Below are 19,089 nucleotides of genomic sequence, written 5' to 3'. Positions count from 1 at the left end.
TTGGCGCAAGAAGAAGCTCTAGGGGGCTTAGGCCTGCGGGGTTAGTGCTGCGACGCCGGGCAGGGTCTTGCCCTCCATCCATTCCAGAAAGGCGCCGCCTGCGGTGGATATATAGGTGAAGTCCGCTGCGGCCCCGGCCTGGTTCAGTGCGGCCACGGTATCGCCGCCGCCGGCGACGGTGATCAGTTGTCCGGCCTTGGTCAGAGCAGCGGCCTGCTTCGCTGCCGCGTTGGTGGCGGCGTCGAAGGGGGCGATCTCGAAGGCGCCCATGGGGCCGTTCCAGATCAGGGTCTTGGCGCCCTCCATCACCTCGGCCACACGGGCCACGGTCTCGGGGCCTGCGTCGAGGATCATCGCGTCGGCGGGGCAGGCGTCGGCGGCGACAGTTTCATTCTCGGCCCCGGCCTTGAATTCGCGCGCCACGACCACGTCCGAGGGCAGCAAGATCTTACACCCGGTTGTCTCTGCCTTGACGAGTATTTCTCTCGCCGTCCCGGTCATCTCATGCTCGCAGAGCGATTTGCCGACGTCGATGCCTTGCGCCGCGAGGAAGGTGTTGGCCATGCCACCGCCGATCACCAGATGGTCGACCCTTTCCACCAGATTGCCCAGCAATTCTAGTTTGGTGGAGACCTTGGCGCCGCCCACCACGGCTACGACCGGACGTTGGGGCTGGCCAAGGGCGCTTTCCAGCGCTTCAAGCTCGGCCTGCATCAGGCGGCCCGCGCAGGCGGGCAGCAGGCGCGCGAGGCCTTCGGTCGAGGCGTGGGCGCGGTGCGCTGCCGAGAAAGCATCATTGCAATAGATATCGCCCAGCTCTGCCATCTCCGCGGCGAGACCCGCGTTATTCTTTTCCTCGCCCGCATGAAAGCGGGTGTTTTCCAAGAGCAGGATCGCGCCCTCGGCCAGGCTGTCCACGGCGGCCTGTGCGGCGGGGCCGCGGCAATCGGCGCAGAAGGTGACGGGCGCGCCGAAGGCGGCCTCAAGCGCGGGCACCAGCGGGCGCAGCGACATCTCGGGTACCACCTTGCCCTTGGGGCGGCCGAAATGGGCCAGCAGGATCGGGCGGCCTCCGGCGGCGAGAATGTCGCGGATCGTGGGCTGCACGCGGCGGATGCGGGTGTCGTCGGTCACCTTGCCATCCTCGACCGGGACGTTGATGTCCACGCGCACCAGAACGCACTTGCCGCCGAGATCCATGTCGTCGAGGTTTTTCCAGCCCATCTGAGACACTCCGCCTGAATTTTCGCAAAACTGCGCGCTCTTTCCCCGGAATCCGCGCTCAGGTCAATGCGTCACTTGGCTTTCGCGCAGGCCCGGCTTAGGTATTCGGCCAATATCCAAAGACAGGAGGGCCCAATGGCCGAGATCAAGGATCCCGAAAACACCATCATCGTCGAACTCAAGGACGGCAATGTCGTTATCGAGCTGCTGCCCGACGTGGCACCCCAGCACAGCGAGCGGATGAAGGAACTGGCGCGCGGGGGTGAGTATGACAACGTGGCCTTTCACCGGGTGATCGACGGCTTCATGGCGCAGACCGGCGACGTGCAGCATGGGGATATGGAAGACGGGTTCAACCTGCGCATGGCGGGTACTGGTGGTTCGTCGCTGCCGGATCTGCCGGCGGAGTTTTCGAAGCTACCACATGACCGGGGTACACTGGGCGCGGCACGGTCGCAGAACCCCAACTCGGCCAATTCGCAGTTCTTCATCAATTTCAAGGACAACCATTTCCTGAACGGCCAGTACACCGTCTATGGCAGGGTAATCGAAGGGATGGAGCATGTGGATGCCATCGTGCGTGGCGAGCCGCCAGCGACCCCTGACCGTATGATCAGCGTCAAGGTGGCCGCCGATGCGTAAGCTGGCCGCTGTTTTTGCCGTGATGGCCAGCCCCGCGCTGGTCGCTTTCAGTGGCGCGCCTGCGGGCGCGACGGGCCTGGAGATCGAGATCGAGGGCGAAGGCGCCAACGGCACCGTCACCATCGACCTGCTGGAAGATGTGGCTCCCGAACATGTCGAGCAGATCGCGGCCCTTGCTGCTGAAGGCAAATATGACGGGGTGGTGTTTCACCGGGTGATTGAGGGCTTCATGGCTCAGACCGGGGATGTGCAGTTCGGCAAGCTGGGTGGTGACATGCGTCGGGCAGGCACCGGTGCGTCTGACCGTCCCGACCTGCCTGCCGAGTTTTCGGACATCACCTATGACCGCGGTGTGGTGGGCATGGCGCGGGCGCAAGACCCCGACAGTGCCAATTCGCAGTTTTTCATCATGTTCGAGCCGGGTCCGTTTCTGGACGGTCAGTACACCGTCGTGGGCAAGGTGACCGGCGGTATGGATGTGGTCGACGCGATCAAGCGCGGTGACGGCCCGAACGGGGCGGTGATCGGCCAGCCTGATGTGATGAAGAAGGTCACGGTAACAGAGTGACTCTTTGACCCGGCGCGTTTGCGTGCCGGGTCCAGTCGCTTGCCGACTGGCTCACGGATCGGTCATTTGAGGCAGATTCTGACATAATATTCTGTTTTTGACGCCATTGGCCCCAATTTGGCCTTAAATCCGACCCGTACCCAAGATATCCGATGCGTCGAATGAGGGCTGAATGGGCCCGGTTTCGCGAGCGGATGGGCCATGGCGGTCTCTGGAACACCAACTTCGGGCGACGACACGCTTGTCGGCGATAACGCCGACGACGTGATTGCCGGTGAAGAGGGCAACGATGTCATAGATGGCGGCGGTGGCGCCGACATAATCTATGGCGACGTCACCTATCTGACCAATGGCGGGCTCGACTCGGATCAGCCCGACAACAGCTGGTCGCCCGGTGCCGTCGATGGCTGGTTCAACCCCGGATCAAACGGGACCATCGAGCGTTGGGGGGACGGGTTCCTCGGGCTGCCGACGGATGACGGCGGCACCTTTATCGAACTGGACGGCAACCGGGCCGGTATCGACCACGTTCAAACCAATGTCGAGCTGGATACGGGCGTGACGTACACGCTCAGTTTCGATCACGCGGCGCGTGCCGGATCGTCCGTGAACGACGATTTCCAGGTCACCCATAACGGGGTGGTGATAGCCACGATCTCACCGTCCTCGACGACTACTTTCACCACCACCACACTGACGATTACCGGTGTTTCGGGAACCGACACCATCGGTTTCCGCGAACTACCGAGTCAGGACAACAGCCTCGGGCCGTTGCTGGACAATGTTCAGATCACCCTGACCGAGGCGTCCGCTGCCGCGAGCGCGTTCAGTTTCGACGACACGCTGAACGGCGGTGCAGGCGATGACCGCATCTATGGTCAGGAGGGCGACGATGTCATCACCGGTGGAACCGGGAATGATTACATCGAAGGCGGCATCGGCGACGATACCATTGCCCTGACCGACGGTGGTGGCACCGATATAGTCGGCGATTTCACCATTGGTGAGGACCTGCTGGACGTCTCGGGCCTGACCGACGCAAACGGAAACCCGATCGGTCTCAAGGATGTGGTTGTTACCTCGGACGGGCAGGGTGGTTCGATCCTGACCTTTCCCAACGGCGAACAGGTTATATTGCGGGACGTGCCGCCCTCTGATCTGGACACGAAACCCGAACTGCGCGCAGTTGGTATTCCGTGTCTGGCAGGGGGGACAAAGGTTGCGACAGCGGCAGGGCTTAAACCGATTGAAGAGCTGCAGCAGGGCGATCTGGTCGAAGTGTGCCCTTGCTCCGACAGCAAAGGGCCGTCTCATGCCGTCCTGCGGCGCGTGTTCAGCCGGACGGTGGGGGTGGACGAATTGCGCCAACGGCCAGAATTCCGACCTGTGCGCATCTCAAAAGGGGCCTTGGGCCGGGGTCTGCCGGTGAACGATCTGCTGGTTTCGCGCCAGCACAGGATGGTCGTGGACTCGGCCATCGCCACCCGCATGTTCGGCAGTGCCGAGGTTCTGGTTCCCGCGATCAAACTAACCCGTCTGCCGGGAATATCCGTCGAGCAGGAAGTCGAGAGCGTAACTTACTACCACCTGTTGTTTGACGAGCATCAGGTCATTTTTGCCGAAGGGGCGCCGACCGAAAGCCTCTACACCGGCCCGCAAGCCCTGAAAGCCCTTGCTCCGGAGGCGCGGGCGGAAATCTTTGGGCTGTTTCCCGAGATCCGGCGCCCGGATCATGTTCCGATGCCGGCCCGTCCGATCCCGCCCGCTAAACGGCAGAAGCGGCTGATCGAGCGGCATCTAAAGAATGGTAAACCTCTGATCCGCACTGGTGATACGGCCAATCAGGCTAGGTTCGCGCGGACCGCTCAGATCGCATAGCGGAGCAGTCGGGGACGTCTCTAGGCGAAACCGTAGCGCTCAAAAACTTAGTATCCAAACGTCCCATAATCCTCGGCATAAATCTCTTCGCACCGAGCCCGGGCTCGCGGGCATTCGAGCAGGGCGTCTGCTCTGCCTGACTGACGGTTCTCCCACGGCGCGGTATCGGTCGGAGGAGTGCCAAGACGCGAGGAAAGCATCCGGAAAAAATGATCCAGATCTTCCATTTTCCCGATAATCGTGGGCTTAAAAACGGTTGGCTTGATGAAGCTTGCCTGAGGACACCAGTGTGCATTCACTTTATCGGCGCCCTCTGTGTTGACTTGCCACGCAACGTAATCGAGGAACCGCACGAAGCCTTCTTCGGTATCGGTATGATGGCCCCAGTCGAAGCCTGTGACAGCATTCATCCGAAACCTGTCACGCGCGAACCACCGGCTGGCCATATGATGGCTTTTGCAAAGATAGCGATAAGCTGAGACCGCTCGCGACAAGGGGTTTCGCACGATGCAGACACGCTCCTCCGGGCCTTGCGGGCCAGACAGTTCTTGTGCTGCCATGCCGCGCAAAAGGGCGCGGGAGAACACGTCGTGGTCGGCAATCATATGTACAGAGGCCGAAGGGTTGATGTCGTGCAACGGGGTGACATCAACGGTCAGATCGCAGCCGAACTCCGCCTGAAAGAGAAAACGAAGGGTCGATGTCGACGCATTCTTGCCCACGGAAATAAAGCCCCAGCGCATCGAGGGCGGTATGATCACCTGCGACAGAAAACGTCGCGCCGCGTGTACCGTCGGAAGCTCCTCAGGAAAGGCCTTGCGCGACGCCTCTATGGCGGCATTGCGCCGGGAGACTGGGACCGGTTCGTCGAATAGCCGAAGCTGGTCGCGCTCGCTCTGCATATTCAGGCTCCTGAACAGGAAAAAGGGATACCACCGGGGCTGTCCCGTCAATTTTCGTTTGCGTCGAGAGGGTTTTGTATTGAGTCCCGATGACAAGCCGCAATCGCGGTTCTTAGTGGCAGTACCTACCTCAGTGTTGCTGAAACTGACAAGCAACAAAGCCCGGCCCCTGGGAACCTTTTCTTTATGTGTGCGCACGCTTCGCCGTCAGGTCTGGCCGGTGCGCAAAGCCGGAAAGGCGCCACTCATGGGTTGTATCTTCGCCAGAGGTCGACCCGTCGGTGCTCTCTCATGCGTCCCGGATTCTATTGGTCCCGGCGGGATTGGGATTTTCTGCTCAGGGCGGATGGGACTTGGCCACTCAAATCTGCGCGCAGCCCCTAAACTCCTTTCACGTCTGCGTGTGAAGGGCTGTTTCCTGCGCGCGCCGCGGGTCACGATTGTGCATCAGACCGGAACAGAGCCATGCGTATCCTCGCCGTTCTCCTCGCCGCTCTTTTGGCCGGTGCCGTGCACGCCAGCCCAGACTTCTGGCGCAATGAGTGGCCTGAGACCAATTTCGACAAGACCAGTGTTGCGAACTGGGGAGAGATCCTGTCCGGTGGCCCTCCAAAGGATGGCATTCCCGCGTTGAGCGATCCAAGTTTCGTGCGCGCCTCCGGCAAGCGCGGCATCGACCTGCGCGAGCCGGTGATTACGGTTGAGATTGGGGGCGCTGAACCGCGCGCCTATCCGATCCGCTACCTGATCTGGCATGAGATCGTGAATGACCGGGTCGGCGGCATCCCCATCGCCGTCACCTATTGCCCACTCTGCAATTCGGCCATCACCTTTGATCGGCGCACCCGCCACGGGGTGCTGAGCTTTGGCGTCTCAGGCAAGCTGCGCCATTCCGACATGGTCATGTATGACCGCGAAACCCAGAGCTGGTGGCAGCAGGCCGTTGGCGAGGCGATTGTCGGCGATCTGACTGGCACGAAGCTGAAAACCCTGCCGGCCTGGATGGAGAGCTGGGATGAATTTCGCACCCGCAACCCGGAGGGGCTTGTCATGGCCGAGCCGCGGCACAACCGCGACTACGGGCGCAATCCGTATCGCGGATACGATACCTCCCGTCGTCCGTTCCTCTATTCGGGCGAGATGCCGCCCCATGGCATCAACCCTCTGGAACGCATCGTGCGGGTGGGTAACAGGGCCTGGCCGATGAGCCGTCTTGCCCGTGCCGGGGTGGTCAAGGAGGCGGGGGTGACGATCAGTTGGACCGAGGGCCAGGCCTCGGCGCTTGATAGCGGGCGGATCGGCAAGGGGCGCGACGTGGGGTCCATTCGCGTGAAGGACGGGCAGGGAAGGGACGTGTCTCATGATGTGATGTTCGCCTTTGCCTTTCACGCATTCTGGCCGGACGGTAGGTGGATGCTGGCAAACTGAGCGTCTGCCAGCGGAGGCTTGCCCGGACATCTGCAGTTCAGCCACATGTCCGATCTTGCGTTGCACGTGGTCAACCGTCACCTAAGGGCGCGTTGTTGATCGCGCTGACATCCTCCATGATGTCAAAGACATGATCCGCGGTGACGGTGATGCCGATCGAGCTGAGTCGCTTCATGTGCATCGCCTTGTACTTTTCGAGATAGTCGCGGTTCCTGAACAGATAGGTTGAGCCGTAGTGGTTCGTTCCCTCTTCGGCGGTCCAGATCTTCCAGATGATCCCCGGCTCCTTGGCGATACTCTCAGCGAGTTGTTTTGTCCCGGCCAGAAACTCCTCGGTGATCGGACCATCATAGGTCATGTGAAGGTCCCAGATTTTCAGTGTGCTCATTGCAGTGTGCCTTCGATTGGTTGTGAGTGTGGTTGATGCGCCCGGTGAAACTCAGCGGTTCTTGCCGATCTGGATGAAGCTGAGAACGGCCAGCAGTGCAAAGAAGATCGGATCGGACCAGCCAAACCCGGTAAAGACGCCGGTCAGGCAGGCGTAAAGGGTGATAACGACCCCAAGGATATTGGTCCACATCAGGCCCGTCAGAATCCGTTGGGCCGTGTCGCTCCCGTGATCCGCGTCGCGAAACAGAAGGCTGATGATCCCGATACCGCCGAGAAAGATCGAGTTGTGCTGCGACAGGAAGACCGCGTACCGGTCATTCAGTTGCAGGCCGTAATTCGGCCAGAGAACTGTCGGGATGAAGAACAGCGCCAGTGCGAAAAAGGCGTAAACGGCACCATGTGCTGTCAGGAAGGTTCGGTTTGTCATCCTTGATCTTTCTTTGTCTGGGCCAGCTTCTTTCGGAGCTGGATGAGTGTCTTGATTGTGTGACGCTTTTCCTCGGGGTTGAGCTGGCCGAATATCTGGTCCAGGGCCCGGTTATGCGCCGGCATGAAGTCTTTGACTTTCTGTCGCCCGGCAGGCGTCAGGCGCAAAACCCGCGCCCTTCGGTCCTTCTCATCCACGGTCTTCTCGACCAGACCCGCCTGCATCAGGTTCTTGACCACAACGTCAAGGTTGCCCGAGGTGCCGAGCGTCTGCTGCATCAGGTCGTTGATGGACAGTGCTTTCTTGCTGTTCAGTGTTTCCAGCGTGTCCCATTGCGGAGCCGTGAGGCCCGCATCCCGAAAAACCGGTCCCATTGCGCGTTGGAACAGCTGATGACTGCGCAGCAGCGCCAACACCAGGGTTTGGTTTTCTTTGTCTTGGTCCTGTGTGCTCATGTAGTGTATTTATCCCTAGTTAGGGATAATTTCAAGCCCCCCCCGCGATTGTTTGCAATAAAGCCATTCGGATCGGCCTACATCTCTAAAGTAAGCGCGATCCCGTGCCGGTAAACTCCGTCAGCAGAGGGGGGGGCTGAGGTACGCCATCAATCCCTACCTACTGACCAAGACAGACGCTTAGCCGAAGCGCGCACGCCGCACGGACCAGGCCTGAAAAAGCAAAACGCGCCGCATGGACCTGCGGCGCGTTCGACTTTGAGAGCTTCGGGTTTGCCTGCCTTACTGGCTGACCTCGGCGGTCGCGGCAGCCGGGTTGCCCGAGGATTTGCTGGAGCGTCCTGGGTTCAGCGGGTCGTCCTGACGCTGCACCGACCCTTCGAAATGGGCGCCGCTTTCGATCGCGATGGTCTTGTGGATGATGTCGCCTTCGACCCGTGCGGTCGAGGTCAGGCGAACTTTCAGGCCACGCACACGGCCTACGATGCGGCCATTGACCACAACGTCGTCGGCGGTGACTTCGCCCTTGATGGTGGCGGTTTCGCCGATGGTCAGCAGATGCGCGCGGATGTCACCCTCGACCGTGCCTTCGACCTGGATGTCGCCGGTGGTCTTGATGTTGCCGGTGATATGCAGGTCCGAGGACAGCACCGATGCCGGCGGCTTGGGCTTGGGTGCGGCGGGTTTCTGCTCGCTCGGGGCGGGTGCCGCAGGAGTTGCAGGCGTAGCGGGCTTGGCCGCTTCGGGCGCCTTGGAACCGGGCTCGTTGATTTTGCTCTTAGAAAACATTTCTCGCAGCCTTGATGTAAGTCATTGGGTTCACGGGTTTGCCGTTCACGCGCACCTCGTAGTGCAGATGCGTGCCGGTAGACCGTCCGGTGCTACCCATATCAGCAATATGATCCCCGCGCGAGACCCTTTGACCAACCTTGACGCGAATGCTCGTGTTATGAGCGTAAAGTGTCTCAATCCCGAAGGCGTGCTTGATTTTGACCAGGCGTCCAAAGCCCGATTGCCACCCGGCATGTGTCACGACGCCATCGGCAGTGGCAAAGATATCGGTGCCGTGCGCCCCTGCGAAATCCGCGCCATTATGCATACGCCGACCACCGGTTTTTGGGTCCCGGCGTGTGCCGTATCCGCTGGTAAAGCGCACGGCCGCATGAACCGGACTTGCAAAGGGCGCCTTTTGTGCAGCGATACGATAAAGGTTCAGCTGATCCATCTGTTGCAACAGACGGTTCGCGCGGATCTCGTCCGGAGACGGTTCTTCACCGCGCGTGCTGAAGGATAAAGGGGTCAGCGGACCGCCCTGACCGCTATAGCCGCGCCGCACCTGTTCGATGATGCGGTCGGTGGGCATGCCCGCGCTGCGGAACATCTTGTCCAGAGGCTCGACCGAGATCACCATTGCCTCTTCCAACTGGCGGAATATCTGGTCGCTGCGCTCGCGCATAAGCTGAATCTCCAGCTCCAGTTCGTCGCGCTCATCCAGCGCCGATTGCGCATCGGCCAGGATCTGATCGCGCTCCTGCGCGGTGCGGCCCAATGCTTCGGACATGAAGGTCATCTGAGCGGGCGCCGACATGGCCATCTTATAGGTCGCCGTCTCGTCGCCGGTTTCCTGCTCCAGCTTGGCCAGTGCCATGCGCGCCTCCTTGCGCTGATCCATGACCGAGCGCAGGGTGGTTTGGATTACCTCGATCCCGGTTTCCAGCTCGCGGCGTCGGTTTTCCGAGTCCAGCAGCTCGGACTGCATCATCGAGATCTGCTCCAGCGCCGCATTGAAGCGTTCGTGCGCGGCCAGCGCCTCCTCGGCCCGCATGTCGCGTTCGCCGGACAGGATGTTCAGCCGCTCTTGATACGTGGCCTGATCCCGTTTCGCCTGTTCGCGGAAATTGCCCGAGCCGATGCTGTCCATAAGGATGATCGCGGTGGCCACGATGGTCCAGCCGACCGTCACCGCAACCCCGGCAAAGGCCAGAAGTTGAGTTTCAGGTCGCAACCGGATGAATCGCGTATCACTGTCGGATTTGAGAAACACCCTGCGTTCAGGAAAACGCTTCTCGAGCAGAGCGTGCAGTTTAATCGCCAGACGTGTTCTCACGCGTCTTTCCTTTTCCCCATACCGAGACAGGCCATGAGTGGCGTGCCGTCCCTTGGGGCGTTTGCATACCTTTGGCGGGCGTTTTGGGCAAGTTTGTTAACAGCGCATCGGGATTTCACGGAGATTTGCACGCAACTTGAGCAAGAAATTGCCGATTACGTAACGGCGGCCAGCGGAGTTGCGATCACCGACCGGCTGTACCCGGCGGGGGCATATCCTCGGCCAGCGGCCAGTAGAAATCCGGGGGCAGCCCGGCCTCGGCGCGCTTTTCCTCGTTGAAAGGCGGTTTCAGCGCGCCGTGGAAATAGCGGCACACCAGCGTGTGGAACACATCCTTAGGGTCCGCGTTTTCGCGCCCGCACAGAAAGTGGAACCATTTCGAACCATAGGCCACATGACCGACCTCTTCGGCGTAAATCACCTCAAGCGCAGCGACCGCCTGCTCGGCCTTGGCCTTGCGGAAGATGTCGATCATGCCCGGGGTCACATCCAATCCGCGCGCTTCAAGCACCATGGGCACGACGGCCAGACGGCCCATCAGGTCCTCGGCGGTGTCTTCGGCGGCACGCCACATACCCGCATGGGCGGGCAAGGCGCCGTAGTGACTGCCCATGGACTGCAGGCAATCGCAGACCAACTCGAAATGGCGCGATTCCTCTTCGGCGCATTTCACCCAATCGTCGTAGAACCCGATGGGCATCGATACATGACCGAACCGCGCGATGATGTCCCAGTGCAGATCGACCGCGTTCAACTCGATATGCGCCACCGCATGTAACAAAGCGATCCGCCCGGCCTCGGAGCCCGGGCGGCGTTTGGGCACGTCGCGCGGCGACAACAACTCAGGCCGCTCGGGGCGGGCGGGATGCATCGGTGGCCGAGCGATGCCGATCTCGATCGCGGGCGCCTCACCCTTGCGCGAGGCAAACCAGGTGGCGGCGTGCCTTCGCGACAGCGCGGTCTTGGCGCGCCCGTCGGCGGTTTCCAGCACTTCGGTCGCCATCTGGGTCAGGGTCTGGCTCACATACTTGCTCCGTTCGGAAATCTTCCGCGCGGGTCATAGACCGGTTGGGGCCGAGCGTCGAGAGCTGGCTCAGGCCAGCGCCCGCGTTGCCTCGAGCACGTCATCCACGTGACCGGGCACCTTCACCTTGCGCCAGACGCGCGCGATCTTGCCGTCAGAGTCGATCAGGAAGGTCGAGCGTTCGATCCCCATGGACTTGCGGCCATACATGTTCTTTTCCACCCACACCCCATAATCCTCACACACGGTCGAGCCTTCGTCGGACAAAAGCGGTGTGGTCAGCCCGTGCTTGGCCACGAACTTGTCGTGCTTGGCCACGCTGTCGCGCGAAATGCCAAAGACCTGCGCCCCGGCATCGGCAAAGGCTGGCAAGTGTTCGGAAAATCCGATGGATTCCTTGGTGCAGCCCGGAGTATCATCACGGGGATAGAAAAACAGAACAACCGCACCACCGCGCAGGTCCGACAAGGTGACCTCGCCGCCGCCATCGCGGGGCAGGGTAAAGTCGGGGGCAGTATCGGAAATCTCGGGCATGGGCTTACTCCGGCGAAGTTTGAAATCAGACGAACCGCAACATAGGCCGGGACCGGCAAGTTGAAAGACGCACAGGAAAAAAATCAGGCGCAGGGGGGCGGGGAGAACCCGGCCAAGGATGCGCCGCCGCGCCGCTCGCGCCGCCGCAGGGCCAGCCTGTGGGCGATGCGGGGGACGCTGATCCTGTTGTTTCTTGCCGCACTCACGGCGCTGATGGTGATCGGCCAGAGGCTGCACGCGCCAGCCTGGCTGCGCGACCGGATCGAGGCGCGGCTGGAGCGCTCGTTGGGCGGGCTGCAGCTGAATTTCGGTGAGGTCAGTTTTATCATTCACGAGGGCTGGCGGCCCCGGCTGCGGCTGCAGGATGTGACGCTGGGCGATGCCGAGGGGCGTGCGATTGCGCAGCTCTCCGAGATGCGCGCCAGTCTGGCGATGCGCCCGCTATTGCGGGGGCAGGTCCGGCCCAAGCGTATCATGCTCAGCGGGGCCTATGTGACCCTGCGCCGGGGCGAGGACGGGGCGTTTTCCCTGGCGGTCGGCCCGGAGAGCGCGCCGGTCGAGCAGGCGCCCAACATGGCCCGCCTGATCGAAAGCGCCGACGGTCTGTTTCTGGCACCGTTGCTGTCAGCGCTGACATCGTTCGAGCTGGACGCCATCACTCTAGACTACCAGGACCAGCGACAGGGCCGGTCTTGGACGCTGGATGGCGGCCATCTTCAGGTCACGCGCAGTCAGGACGAGATCCGCATCGCCACCGGGTTTTCGCTGCTGGGCGGGCGCGACTTTGCCAGCACGATTGAGGCCAATTATACAAGCCAGCTGGGCTCACCCGCTGCGCAGTTCGGCATCACCGTGTCGGATTTGGCCGCCGAGGATATCGCCGGTCAAAGCCCGGCGCTGGCCTGGCTGCAGGTGCTGCGCGCGCCGATCTCGGGCGCTTTGCGCGGCGGCATCGATGCCGAGGGCGCGCTCGGGCCGGTTTTTGCAACATTGCAGATTGACGAAGGTGTGCTGCAGCCCAACCCGGAAACCCGCCCGGTTCCGTTCCAATCGGCCCGGACCTATTTCACCTACGATCCGGCGCAACAGCTTCTGGATTTCAACGAGGTCTCAATCGATTCCGCCTGGGGCTCGGCCACCGCTGAGGGGCGGGCTTATCTGGATGGGGTTGAGACCGGGCGGTTGCAGAACCTGGCCGCGCAGTTCCGCCTGTCCGGGCTGCGGGTGAACCCGGCAGATGTCTATCCCGAACCTCTGGCTCTCTCTGGGGCCGAGGTGGATTTCCAGATGAAGCTGGCTCCGTTCCGCCTGCAACTCGGGCAGATGGTAGTCGAGCATGAGGACCGCAGGCTGCGCCTGTTGGGCAACCTGACCGGGCTGCCTGACGGCTGGGGTGTCAGTCTGGATGCGCAGATGGACGAGCTGACCCCGGCGCAATTGTTGCGGTATTGGCCCGAGGGGGCGGCGATCAAACCCCGCGAGTGGGTCAGCGATAACCTGACCGAAGGGGAATTGACCGATCTCGATCTGGCGTTGCGTTTGCAACCGGGGCGTTCGCCCGACTTGTATGCCGATTTCGATTTCGACAAGGCACGGATCAAGTTCGCCAAGACCCTGCCGCCGCTGGTTGACGCGCAAGGGCAAGCCAGCCTGATCGACCGCCGCTTTGCCGTCATCGCACAAAGTGGACAGATTTTCCCGGAGGCCGGCGGGCCGGTCGACGCGACGGGCACCTCGTTCATCATTCCCGATATCGGCATCCCCAAGGCCGCGCCCGGGATTGCCCGCATCCGGGCCAAGGGCAGCGTAACGGCCGCGCTGTCACTACTGGACCGACCGCCGCTGCAACTGCTGACCAAGGCGAACCTGCCGGTCGATGTCGCCGAGGGCGCGGCGCGGATCGAGGGCACATTGGCCCTGCCACTGCGCGACAAGGTCAAGCTGGAGGATATGACGTTCCATCTGTCCGGAAATCTCAGCAACCTGCGCAGCGACGGGCTGGTGCCCGATGTCACGGTCAGCGCCGAGCGGTTGCGGGTCGTCGGGGATCAGACGCAGCTCACGCTCAGCGGTGAGGGGCTGTTCGGGGCAGTGCCGATGCAGGCCAGTTGGCGCCAGCCGATTGGTGGTCCGCAGCCGGTGCGCAGCCGCCTGACCGGGCAGATCGAGCTGTCGCCGCGGCTGCTACAGGAGATCCGCGCCGGGCTGCCGCGGGGGATGGTCACCGGCGAGGGTGTGGCCGACGTGACTGTGGATCTCGGCGGTGGGAACCCACCGGCGCTTGTCGCCCGGTCTGACCTGACCGGTGTGCGCCTGTCCGTGCCCGAGCTGGGCTGGAGCAAGGGTGCCTCAACCTCCGGAGCGTTCGAGATGGAGGCGACGCTGGGCAAGCCCGGTCGGATAGACGCGCTTTCCATCGACGCTGCAGGCCTGCGGGCACAGGGTTCGGCCAGTTTCACCGCTGACGAAAATCTCGAGCGGCTGCGGTTTTCCTCGTTCGAGCTGGGCAACTGGCTGGCGGTGCCTGCCGAACTGGTCGGGCGCGGTGCGGCGGTGCCGGATATCCGGGTGCTGGGCGGCGTGCTGGATATGCGCAATTCGACCTTCGGGGCCGGCGGTGGAGGCGGCGGCGGTGGCAGCCCCCGAATCGACATGCGGCTTGACCGGTTGCAGATCACCGACACCGTAGCACTGACCGGTGTGCAGGGTGGCTTCACGACGACGGGCGGCCTGAAGGGGGCGTTTACCGGCCGCGTCAACGGCGCGACGGCGATCAATGGCGAGGTGTCGCCGCGCGGCAATCGCAGCCGGGTCTTTTTGCAATCCGATGATGCAGGCGGCGTGTTGCGCTCGGCCCGGGTGCTCAACCAGGCGCGTGGCGGCGATTTCCGGCTGGCGCTGGAACCGGTGGGCGGACCGGGGAACTATGACGCGCTGTTGAAAATCCGCGACACCCGGGTGCGGGACGCGCCTGCAATGGCTGCGTTGTTGAATGCGATCAGTCTGGTCGGGCTGCTCGACGAGATGTCGGGGCAGGGCATTGTTTTCAACGAGATCGAAAGCCGCATGCGGGTAACGCCGAACGAGATCACCGTGCTGAGCGGCAGCGCGGTGGGCCCCTCAATCGGGTTGTCGGTGGATGGGCGCGTGGATACCGAGCGGCACTGGCTGAACCTGCGCGGTGTGGTGTCTCCGATATACTTGGTCAATGCCATCGGGGCCGTGCTGACCCGCAAAGGCGAGGGGATCATCGGTTTCAATTATACGCTGACCGGGCCGCTCGATAATCCGCAGGTCAACGTCAATCCGCTGTCGGGATTGGCGCCCGCCTTCCTACGCAACCTGCTACGGGCGCCGCCACCCCGGGTGCCAGGGGGAGCAACGGACATCATCATCCCCGAAGCGCCGCGCGAGAAACCCAGAGTGACCCCGCGGGGCGAAGACCGGTAAGGACGGCTGTGGCCGAATCTCTTCGCGCAGGCTAAGGCGCGGCCCATGAAACTGAGTGACTTCGACTTCGACCTGCCTGAGGACCTGATCGCCACCCGCCCGGCCAGCCCGCGCTCGTCCGCGCGGCTGCTGGTGGCTGAGGGCGATGCGCTGACCGATGCCAGCGTCGGCGATCTGCCGGACCGGCTGCGCCCCGGCGACCGGCTGGTCCTGAATGACACCCGCGTCATCCCCGCCCGGCTGAGCGGACGCCGTCACCGGCAAAGCGCGCAAGGCCCGGTCTCGGCCGGCATCGAGGCGACGCTGCTCGACCCGCGCGCCGACGGCACCTGGGCCGCGTTGATCAAGCCGCTGAAAAAGGTGAAGCCGGGCGAGGAGATCGTGTTCTCGAACCAGCTCAGCGCCGTGTTGGAGAGGGTCGAGGACGGGCAGGCGATGCTGCGCTTCAACCTGACGGGCGATGACTTCGACGCCGCGCTTGAGCAGGCGGGGGCCATGCCACTGCCGCCCTATATCGCGGCCAAGCGCCCGGCGGATGAGCGCGACAAGACCGATTACCAGACGATCTGGGCCCGCCATTCCGGTGCCGTCGCGGCCCCCACAGCCTCGCTGCATTTCGACGACGCGCTGATGGCGGCGCTGGTCGCACGCGGGGTCGAGATCACGCATGTAACCTTGCATGTGGGCGCGGGTACTTTCCTGCCGGTCAAGGTCGAGGATGTGACCACCCACAAGATGCATGCCGAATGGGGCCGGGTCAGCGCCGAGGCCGTCGCCGAGATCCGCGCCACCAAGGCCGCCGGAGGTCGGGTGATCCCGGTCGGCACCACCGCCCTGCGTCTGATCGAAAGCGCCGCACGCGGCGGCGAGATCGCGGCGTGGGAGGGCGACACCGACATCTTCATCTATCCCGGTTTTACCTTCCGGGTCACCGATGCCCTGATGACCAATTTCCACCTGCCGAAATCGACCTTGCTGATGCTGGTCTCGGCACTGGTGGGGCAGGACAGGGTGCGCAAGATCTATGCCCATGCGGTCGCGCAAAAATACCGCTTCTTCTCTTATGGCGACGCGTCGCTTTTGATCCCTTGAATGGCGCGTTTTCCGGGCCGAATCCCCGAATTGTCGTGGACAAGCGCGCTGAGGGCGGTATGTGATCGCCCCTGACGTCAACGCGAACAGGCACAAGGCGGAGGCCCGCAATGCTTCAGGTTCTTTCCAGCGCTTGGGCGCTTCTCCTCGGCATGGGATTGCTGATGGTCGGCAACGGCTTGCAAAGCACGCTGCTGGGTGTTCGCGGAGAAATTCAGGAGTTCTCGACGCTGCAGATGTCCTTTGTGATGTCGGCCTATTTCGTGGGCTTTCTGGGCGGATCGCGCTTGGCGCCCGAGATGATCCGGCGAGTAGGGCATGTGCGCGTCTTCGCGGCGCTGGCGTCGTTTATCTCGGCGGTGATGATCATGTACCCGCTGCTGGCCGACCCGATCGCCTGGTCGCTGGGGCGTGTGGTGATTGGGTTCTGCTTTTCCGGCGTGTACGTGACCGCCGAAAGCTGGCTGAACAACGCGGCGAACAACGAAAACCGGGGCCAGGCGCTGTCGCTTTACATGATCGTGCAGATGATCGGTATCGTCAGTGCGCAGGGGTTGATGCTGGTCGGCGATCCGGCAGGATACGAGACCTTCGTGATCGCTTCGATCCTGGTCTCGATCTCCTTTGCGCCGATCCTGCTGTCGATTTCTCCGACGCCGGCCTTTGATACGGCCAAGCCGATGACGCTGAAGCAACTGATGGACATTTCCCCGCTGGGCTGTGTTGGCATGTTTCTGCTGGGCGGCATCTTTTCGGCCCAGTTCGGCATGGCTGCGGTTTATGGCGCACAAGCCAACCTGACGTTGCCGCAGATCTCGATCTTTGTCGCGTCCTTCTATGTGGGTGCCATGCTGTTGCAATACCCGCTGGGGTGGTTCTCGGACCGGATGGATCGCCGGTTCCTGATCCTGCTGGTCGGGGTTGTCGGTGGGTCCGGCGCGCTGATCGGCATGTTCTTTGGCGGACAGTTCCCGATGCTGCTGGTTGCGGCCTTCATGATCGGTGGGATGTCGAACCCGCTTTATTCGCTGCTGATCGCCTACACTAACGATTACCTGGGCCACGAAGATATGGCGGCGGCCTCGGGCGGGTTGGTGTTCATCAACGGTCTGGGCGCCATTGCAGGGCCGGTGATTACCGGCTGGTTGATGGGGGACGGGGTGTTTGGCCCGTCCGGCTTTTTCCTCATCATCGCCGCGCTGCTGTTCATCACCGCGGTCTATGCCGCCTACCGGATGACTCAGCGCGCCTCGGTGCCGGTGGATGAGACAGGCATGATGGCCCCGATCTATCCAACCATCTCTCCGGTTGCGGTCGAAGTTGCGCAAGAAGTGGCCATCGAGGCGGATCAAGAGGAGCAAAATCCGCAAGAAGTCGCTTAGGGCTTGGTTTTATGTCGGCTCTGTTGCAATATGTTACTGTTAGCTTTTGGTAAAAGTGCATTTAATACAGTTACCCCTGGGGGGGATTTAATAGTGGAGCAAGGGCAATGGTAAGTCCTGAAGAGGTACTGAGTTTTTGGTTGGATGAAATTGGTCCTGAGGGGTGGTACAAGCAGGATGACGCGCTTGATGCGCAAATCCGTGATCGTTTCCTTGAGACCTGGATTGCAGCATGCGAGGGCAAGTTCTCCCTCTGGCTGACATATCCGAGCGGTTCACTGGCATACATCATCCTGATGGATCAGTTCCCGCGGAACATGTTCCGCGGCGAGGGGCGGGCATTCGCCTCGGATCGGGCGGCTTTGGCGGCAGCGAAATGCGCAGTTGACAAGGGCTGGGACATGCGGATCGACGAACCCGCACGGCAGTTCTTTTACCTGCCGATGATGCATTCAGAAAACCTGTGTGATCAGGAACGCTGCGTGCGCCTGATGTGCCAGCGGATGCCCGAAGGCGGTCCGTCCAACCTGTTGCATGCGCGGGCCCATCGCGAGGTTATCCGCAAGTTCGGGCGGTTCCCATACCGCAACGAGGCGCTGGATCGCGAAACGACCGAGCTGGAAGCGGCTTATGTCAGCAATGGCGGCTATGGCCAGACCCTGCGTGAAATGCAGGCTACGACCGAGCTGCGGGCGACCGGCTAAGACGCGGGCGAACAGCCTCGCAAATCGGCGACGCGATTGGCAAATGCGTCGGCGGATTTGGTGATCGTGTAGTCGATCAATTGCTCTGGTTTGTCGGCAAGGTCCGATAGTCGCGTTTGCGCTGCTTCGATTCTGCCCTCGATTTCATTCAGACGCGCCAGTGTTCTTTGGATCTGTGGTTGAGCAGCACCGGTTTCACTCAATGTTGCCAACTGTGACCGCAGGCCCTGCAAGTCCGAACGAACGCCCCGGACGTCATCCCGCAGGGGCGCGACAAGGCTGAGGTTTTCGGTGAAACCTTCGCGGGCTTCCTTCAGCGTCGCAAACAGCTTCCATCCCAGAAACAGGCATATGGACAGTAGGATGAGCGTTGCATTGAGCAGTGCCAGCACCAGATCTTTGAGCGTTTTGATCAACTTACAACCTCCTGAATTGGTGACCGGACCAGCCGGCGACATCCGTCTGAATTCAGATGCTACAGTGTTTCGGGGGAATGTTGAATCGCCAATACTCTGCCACATATTCAGTGCTTTTGGGACATTGGCGATGTAAGGGCCTCTACGGATTCTCGAAACGCTGTAGTCATTTGCCAATCCCGGGTATAGGCTGAAATCAGCCGGAAAACACGAGTTTGCGCCTGCGTCCTATATGTCGCGGGAGGTGGGCATTGCTGCCGTGAGGAAAATAGTTTAACGGTAAACTAGTTTTCAACCGACCTGCGCCGAGAGGAAAACATGGCTGCACACTCCTTTGATTTGATCGTAATTGGCGCGGGCCCTGGTGGCTATGTTGCTGCAATCCGGGGCGCTCAGCTGGGGCTGAAGACGGCGGTGGTCGAGCGTGAGCATCTGGGCGGCATCTGCCTGAACTGGGGCTGCATTC

19 protein-coding genes are annotated in these 19,089 nt (G+C 61.9%); 9 read left to right on the top strand and 10 right to left on the bottom strand.

Annotated elements, in window-relative coordinates; translation table 11 throughout:
- Positions 1-27 precede the first annotated feature (27 nt).
- Positions 28-1,224 carry a phosphoglycerate kinase gene (gene pgk / locus AB3N21_RS19185; protein ID WP_367936723.1) on the bottom strand — a complete coding sequence of 399 codons (1,197 nt, stop codon included), beginning with the start codon at positions 1,222-1,224 and terminating at the stop codon, positions 28-30.
- Positions 1,225-1,359: 135 nt separating this feature from the next.
- Here pgk and AB3N21_RS19180 point away from each other — a divergent pair, with 135 nt between their 5' ends.
- From AB3N21_RS19180 to AB3N21_RS19170, 3 genes are all read left to right on the top strand, one after another.
- A complete protein-coding gene (locus AB3N21_RS19180) occupies positions 1,360-1,866 on the top strand; it encodes a peptidylprolyl isomerase (protein ID WP_367936722.1) in 507 nt (168 codons plus the stop codon).
- Entirely contained in the window at positions 1,859-2,434 is a 576-nt protein-coding gene (locus AB3N21_RS19175; protein ID WP_367936721.1) for a peptidylprolyl isomerase, read from the top strand. Before AB3N21_RS19180 ends, AB3N21_RS19175 begins: the two co-directional genes overlap by 8 nt.
- A gap of 201 nt (positions 2,435-2,635) precedes the next feature.
- The gene (locus tag AB3N21_RS19170; protein ID WP_367936720.1) at positions 2,636-4,312 is read left to right on the top strand and encodes a Hint domain-containing protein; all 1,677 of its coding nucleotides are present in this window, start codon (positions 2,636-2,638) and stop codon (positions 4,310-4,312) included.
- Between the two features lie 47 nt (positions 4,313-4,359).
- Here AB3N21_RS19170 and AB3N21_RS19165 read toward each other — a convergent pair whose 3' ends face one another.
- Positions 4,360-5,214, bottom strand: a complete 855-nt coding sequence (locus AB3N21_RS19165) for a sulfotransferase family 2 domain-containing protein (RefSeq protein ID WP_367936719.1) — start codon at positions 5,212-5,214, stop codon at positions 4,360-4,362.
- Between the two features lie 465 nt (positions 5,215-5,679).
- Between AB3N21_RS19165 and AB3N21_RS19160 the strand changes: the two genes are divergently transcribed.
- A complete protein-coding gene (locus tag AB3N21_RS19160) occupies positions 5,680-6,642 on the top strand; it encodes a DUF3179 domain-containing protein (protein WP_367936718.1) in 963 nt (320 codons plus the stop codon).
- A gap of 70 nt (positions 6,643-6,712) precedes the next feature.
- Here the strand turns inward: AB3N21_RS19160 and AB3N21_RS19155 are convergent, their stop codons facing one another.
- The 7 genes from AB3N21_RS19155 to AB3N21_RS19125 all read right to left on the bottom strand — a co-directional run bounded on the left by AB3N21_RS19155 (position 6,713) and on the right by AB3N21_RS19125 (position 11,579).
- The gene (locus AB3N21_RS19155; RefSeq protein WP_367936717.1) at positions 6,713-7,030 is read right to left on the bottom strand and encodes a monooxygenase; all 318 of its coding nucleotides are present in this window, start codon (positions 7,028-7,030) and stop codon (positions 6,713-6,715) included.
- 51 nt (positions 7,031-7,081) lie between these two features.
- On the bottom strand, positions 7,082-7,459 hold the full coding sequence (locus tag AB3N21_RS19150) for a hypothetical protein (protein ID WP_171179473.1): 378 nt from the start codon (positions 7,457-7,459) through the stop codon (positions 7,082-7,084).
- Positions 7,456-7,914, bottom strand: coding sequence for a MarR family winged helix-turn-helix transcriptional regulator (locus AB3N21_RS19145; RefSeq protein WP_367936716.1), 459 nt, complete (start codon positions 7,912-7,914; stop codon positions 7,456-7,458). Before AB3N21_RS19145 ends, AB3N21_RS19150 begins: the two co-directional genes overlap by 4 nt.
- 282 nt (positions 7,915-8,196) lie before the next feature.
- On the bottom strand, positions 8,197-8,703 hold the full coding sequence (locus AB3N21_RS19140; RefSeq protein ID WP_367936715.1) for a polymer-forming cytoskeletal protein: 507 nt from the start codon (positions 8,701-8,703) through the stop codon (positions 8,197-8,199).
- Complete coding sequence (locus AB3N21_RS19135) at positions 8,693-10,021, bottom strand: DUF5930 domain-containing protein (protein ID WP_171179479.1); 1,329 nt, start codon at positions 10,019-10,021, stop codon at positions 8,693-8,695. Before AB3N21_RS19135 ends, AB3N21_RS19140 begins: the two co-directional genes overlap by 11 nt.
- 184 nt (positions 10,022-10,205) lie before the next feature.
- The gene (locus tag AB3N21_RS19130; protein WP_367936714.1) at positions 10,206-11,045 is read right to left on the bottom strand and encodes a ferritin-like domain-containing protein; all 840 of its coding nucleotides are present in this window, start codon (positions 11,043-11,045) and stop codon (positions 10,206-10,208) included.
- Between the two features lie 69 nt (positions 11,046-11,114).
- Complete coding sequence (locus AB3N21_RS19125) at positions 11,115-11,579, bottom strand: peroxiredoxin (RefSeq protein ID WP_367936713.1); 465 nt, start codon at positions 11,577-11,579, stop codon at positions 11,115-11,117.
- Positions 11,580-11,639: 60 nt separating this feature from the next.
- On the opposite strand from AB3N21_RS19125, the gene AB3N21_RS19120 reads away from it, so the two are divergent.
- From AB3N21_RS19120 to AB3N21_RS19105, 4 genes are all read left to right on the top strand, one after another.
- Entirely contained in the window at positions 11,640-15,029 is a 3,390-nt protein-coding gene (locus AB3N21_RS19120) for a DUF3971 domain-containing protein (RefSeq protein ID WP_367936712.1), read from the top strand.
- A gap of 45 nt (positions 15,030-15,074) precedes the next feature.
- Positions 15,075-16,121, top strand: a complete 1,047-nt coding sequence (gene queA / locus AB3N21_RS19115) for a tRNA preQ1(34) S-adenosylmethionine ribosyltransferase-isomerase QueA (RefSeq protein ID WP_367936711.1) — start codon at positions 15,075-15,077, stop codon at positions 16,119-16,121.
- A gap of 110 nt (positions 16,122-16,231) precedes the next feature.
- Positions 16,232-17,503 (top strand): MFS transporter, encoded by a 1,272-nt coding sequence (locus AB3N21_RS19110; RefSeq protein WP_367936710.1) that lies wholly within the window; start codon positions 16,232-16,234, stop codon positions 17,501-17,503.
- A 107-nt stretch (positions 17,504-17,610) separates the two neighbouring features.
- Complete coding sequence (locus AB3N21_RS19105; protein ID WP_367936709.1) at positions 17,611-18,207, top strand: DUF924 family protein; 597 nt, start codon at positions 17,611-17,613, stop codon at positions 18,205-18,207.
- Here AB3N21_RS19105 and AB3N21_RS19100 read toward each other — a convergent pair.
- Positions 18,204-18,623: a hypothetical protein gene (locus AB3N21_RS19100; RefSeq protein WP_367936708.1), complete on the bottom strand. Its 420-nt coding sequence runs from the start codon at positions 18,621-18,623 to the stop codon at positions 18,204-18,206. The genes AB3N21_RS19105 and AB3N21_RS19100 overlap by 4 nt on opposite strands.
- 318 nt (positions 18,624-18,941) lie before the next feature.
- Here AB3N21_RS19100 and AB3N21_RS19095 point away from each other — a divergent pair.
- A partial coding sequence (locus AB3N21_RS19095) for an FAD-dependent oxidoreductase (protein ID WP_367936842.1) occupies positions 18,942-19,089 on the top strand: 148 nt, incomplete at its 3' end.

Origin of the sequence: Ruegeria sp. (assembly GCF_040830605.1) — a bacterium.
GTDB lineage: Bacteria > Pseudomonadota > Alphaproteobacteria > Rhodobacterales > Rhodobacteraceae > Ruegeria.
Note: the sequence above shows the minus strand (reverse complement) of the source record. Positions and strands in the feature narration are given on the sequence as shown.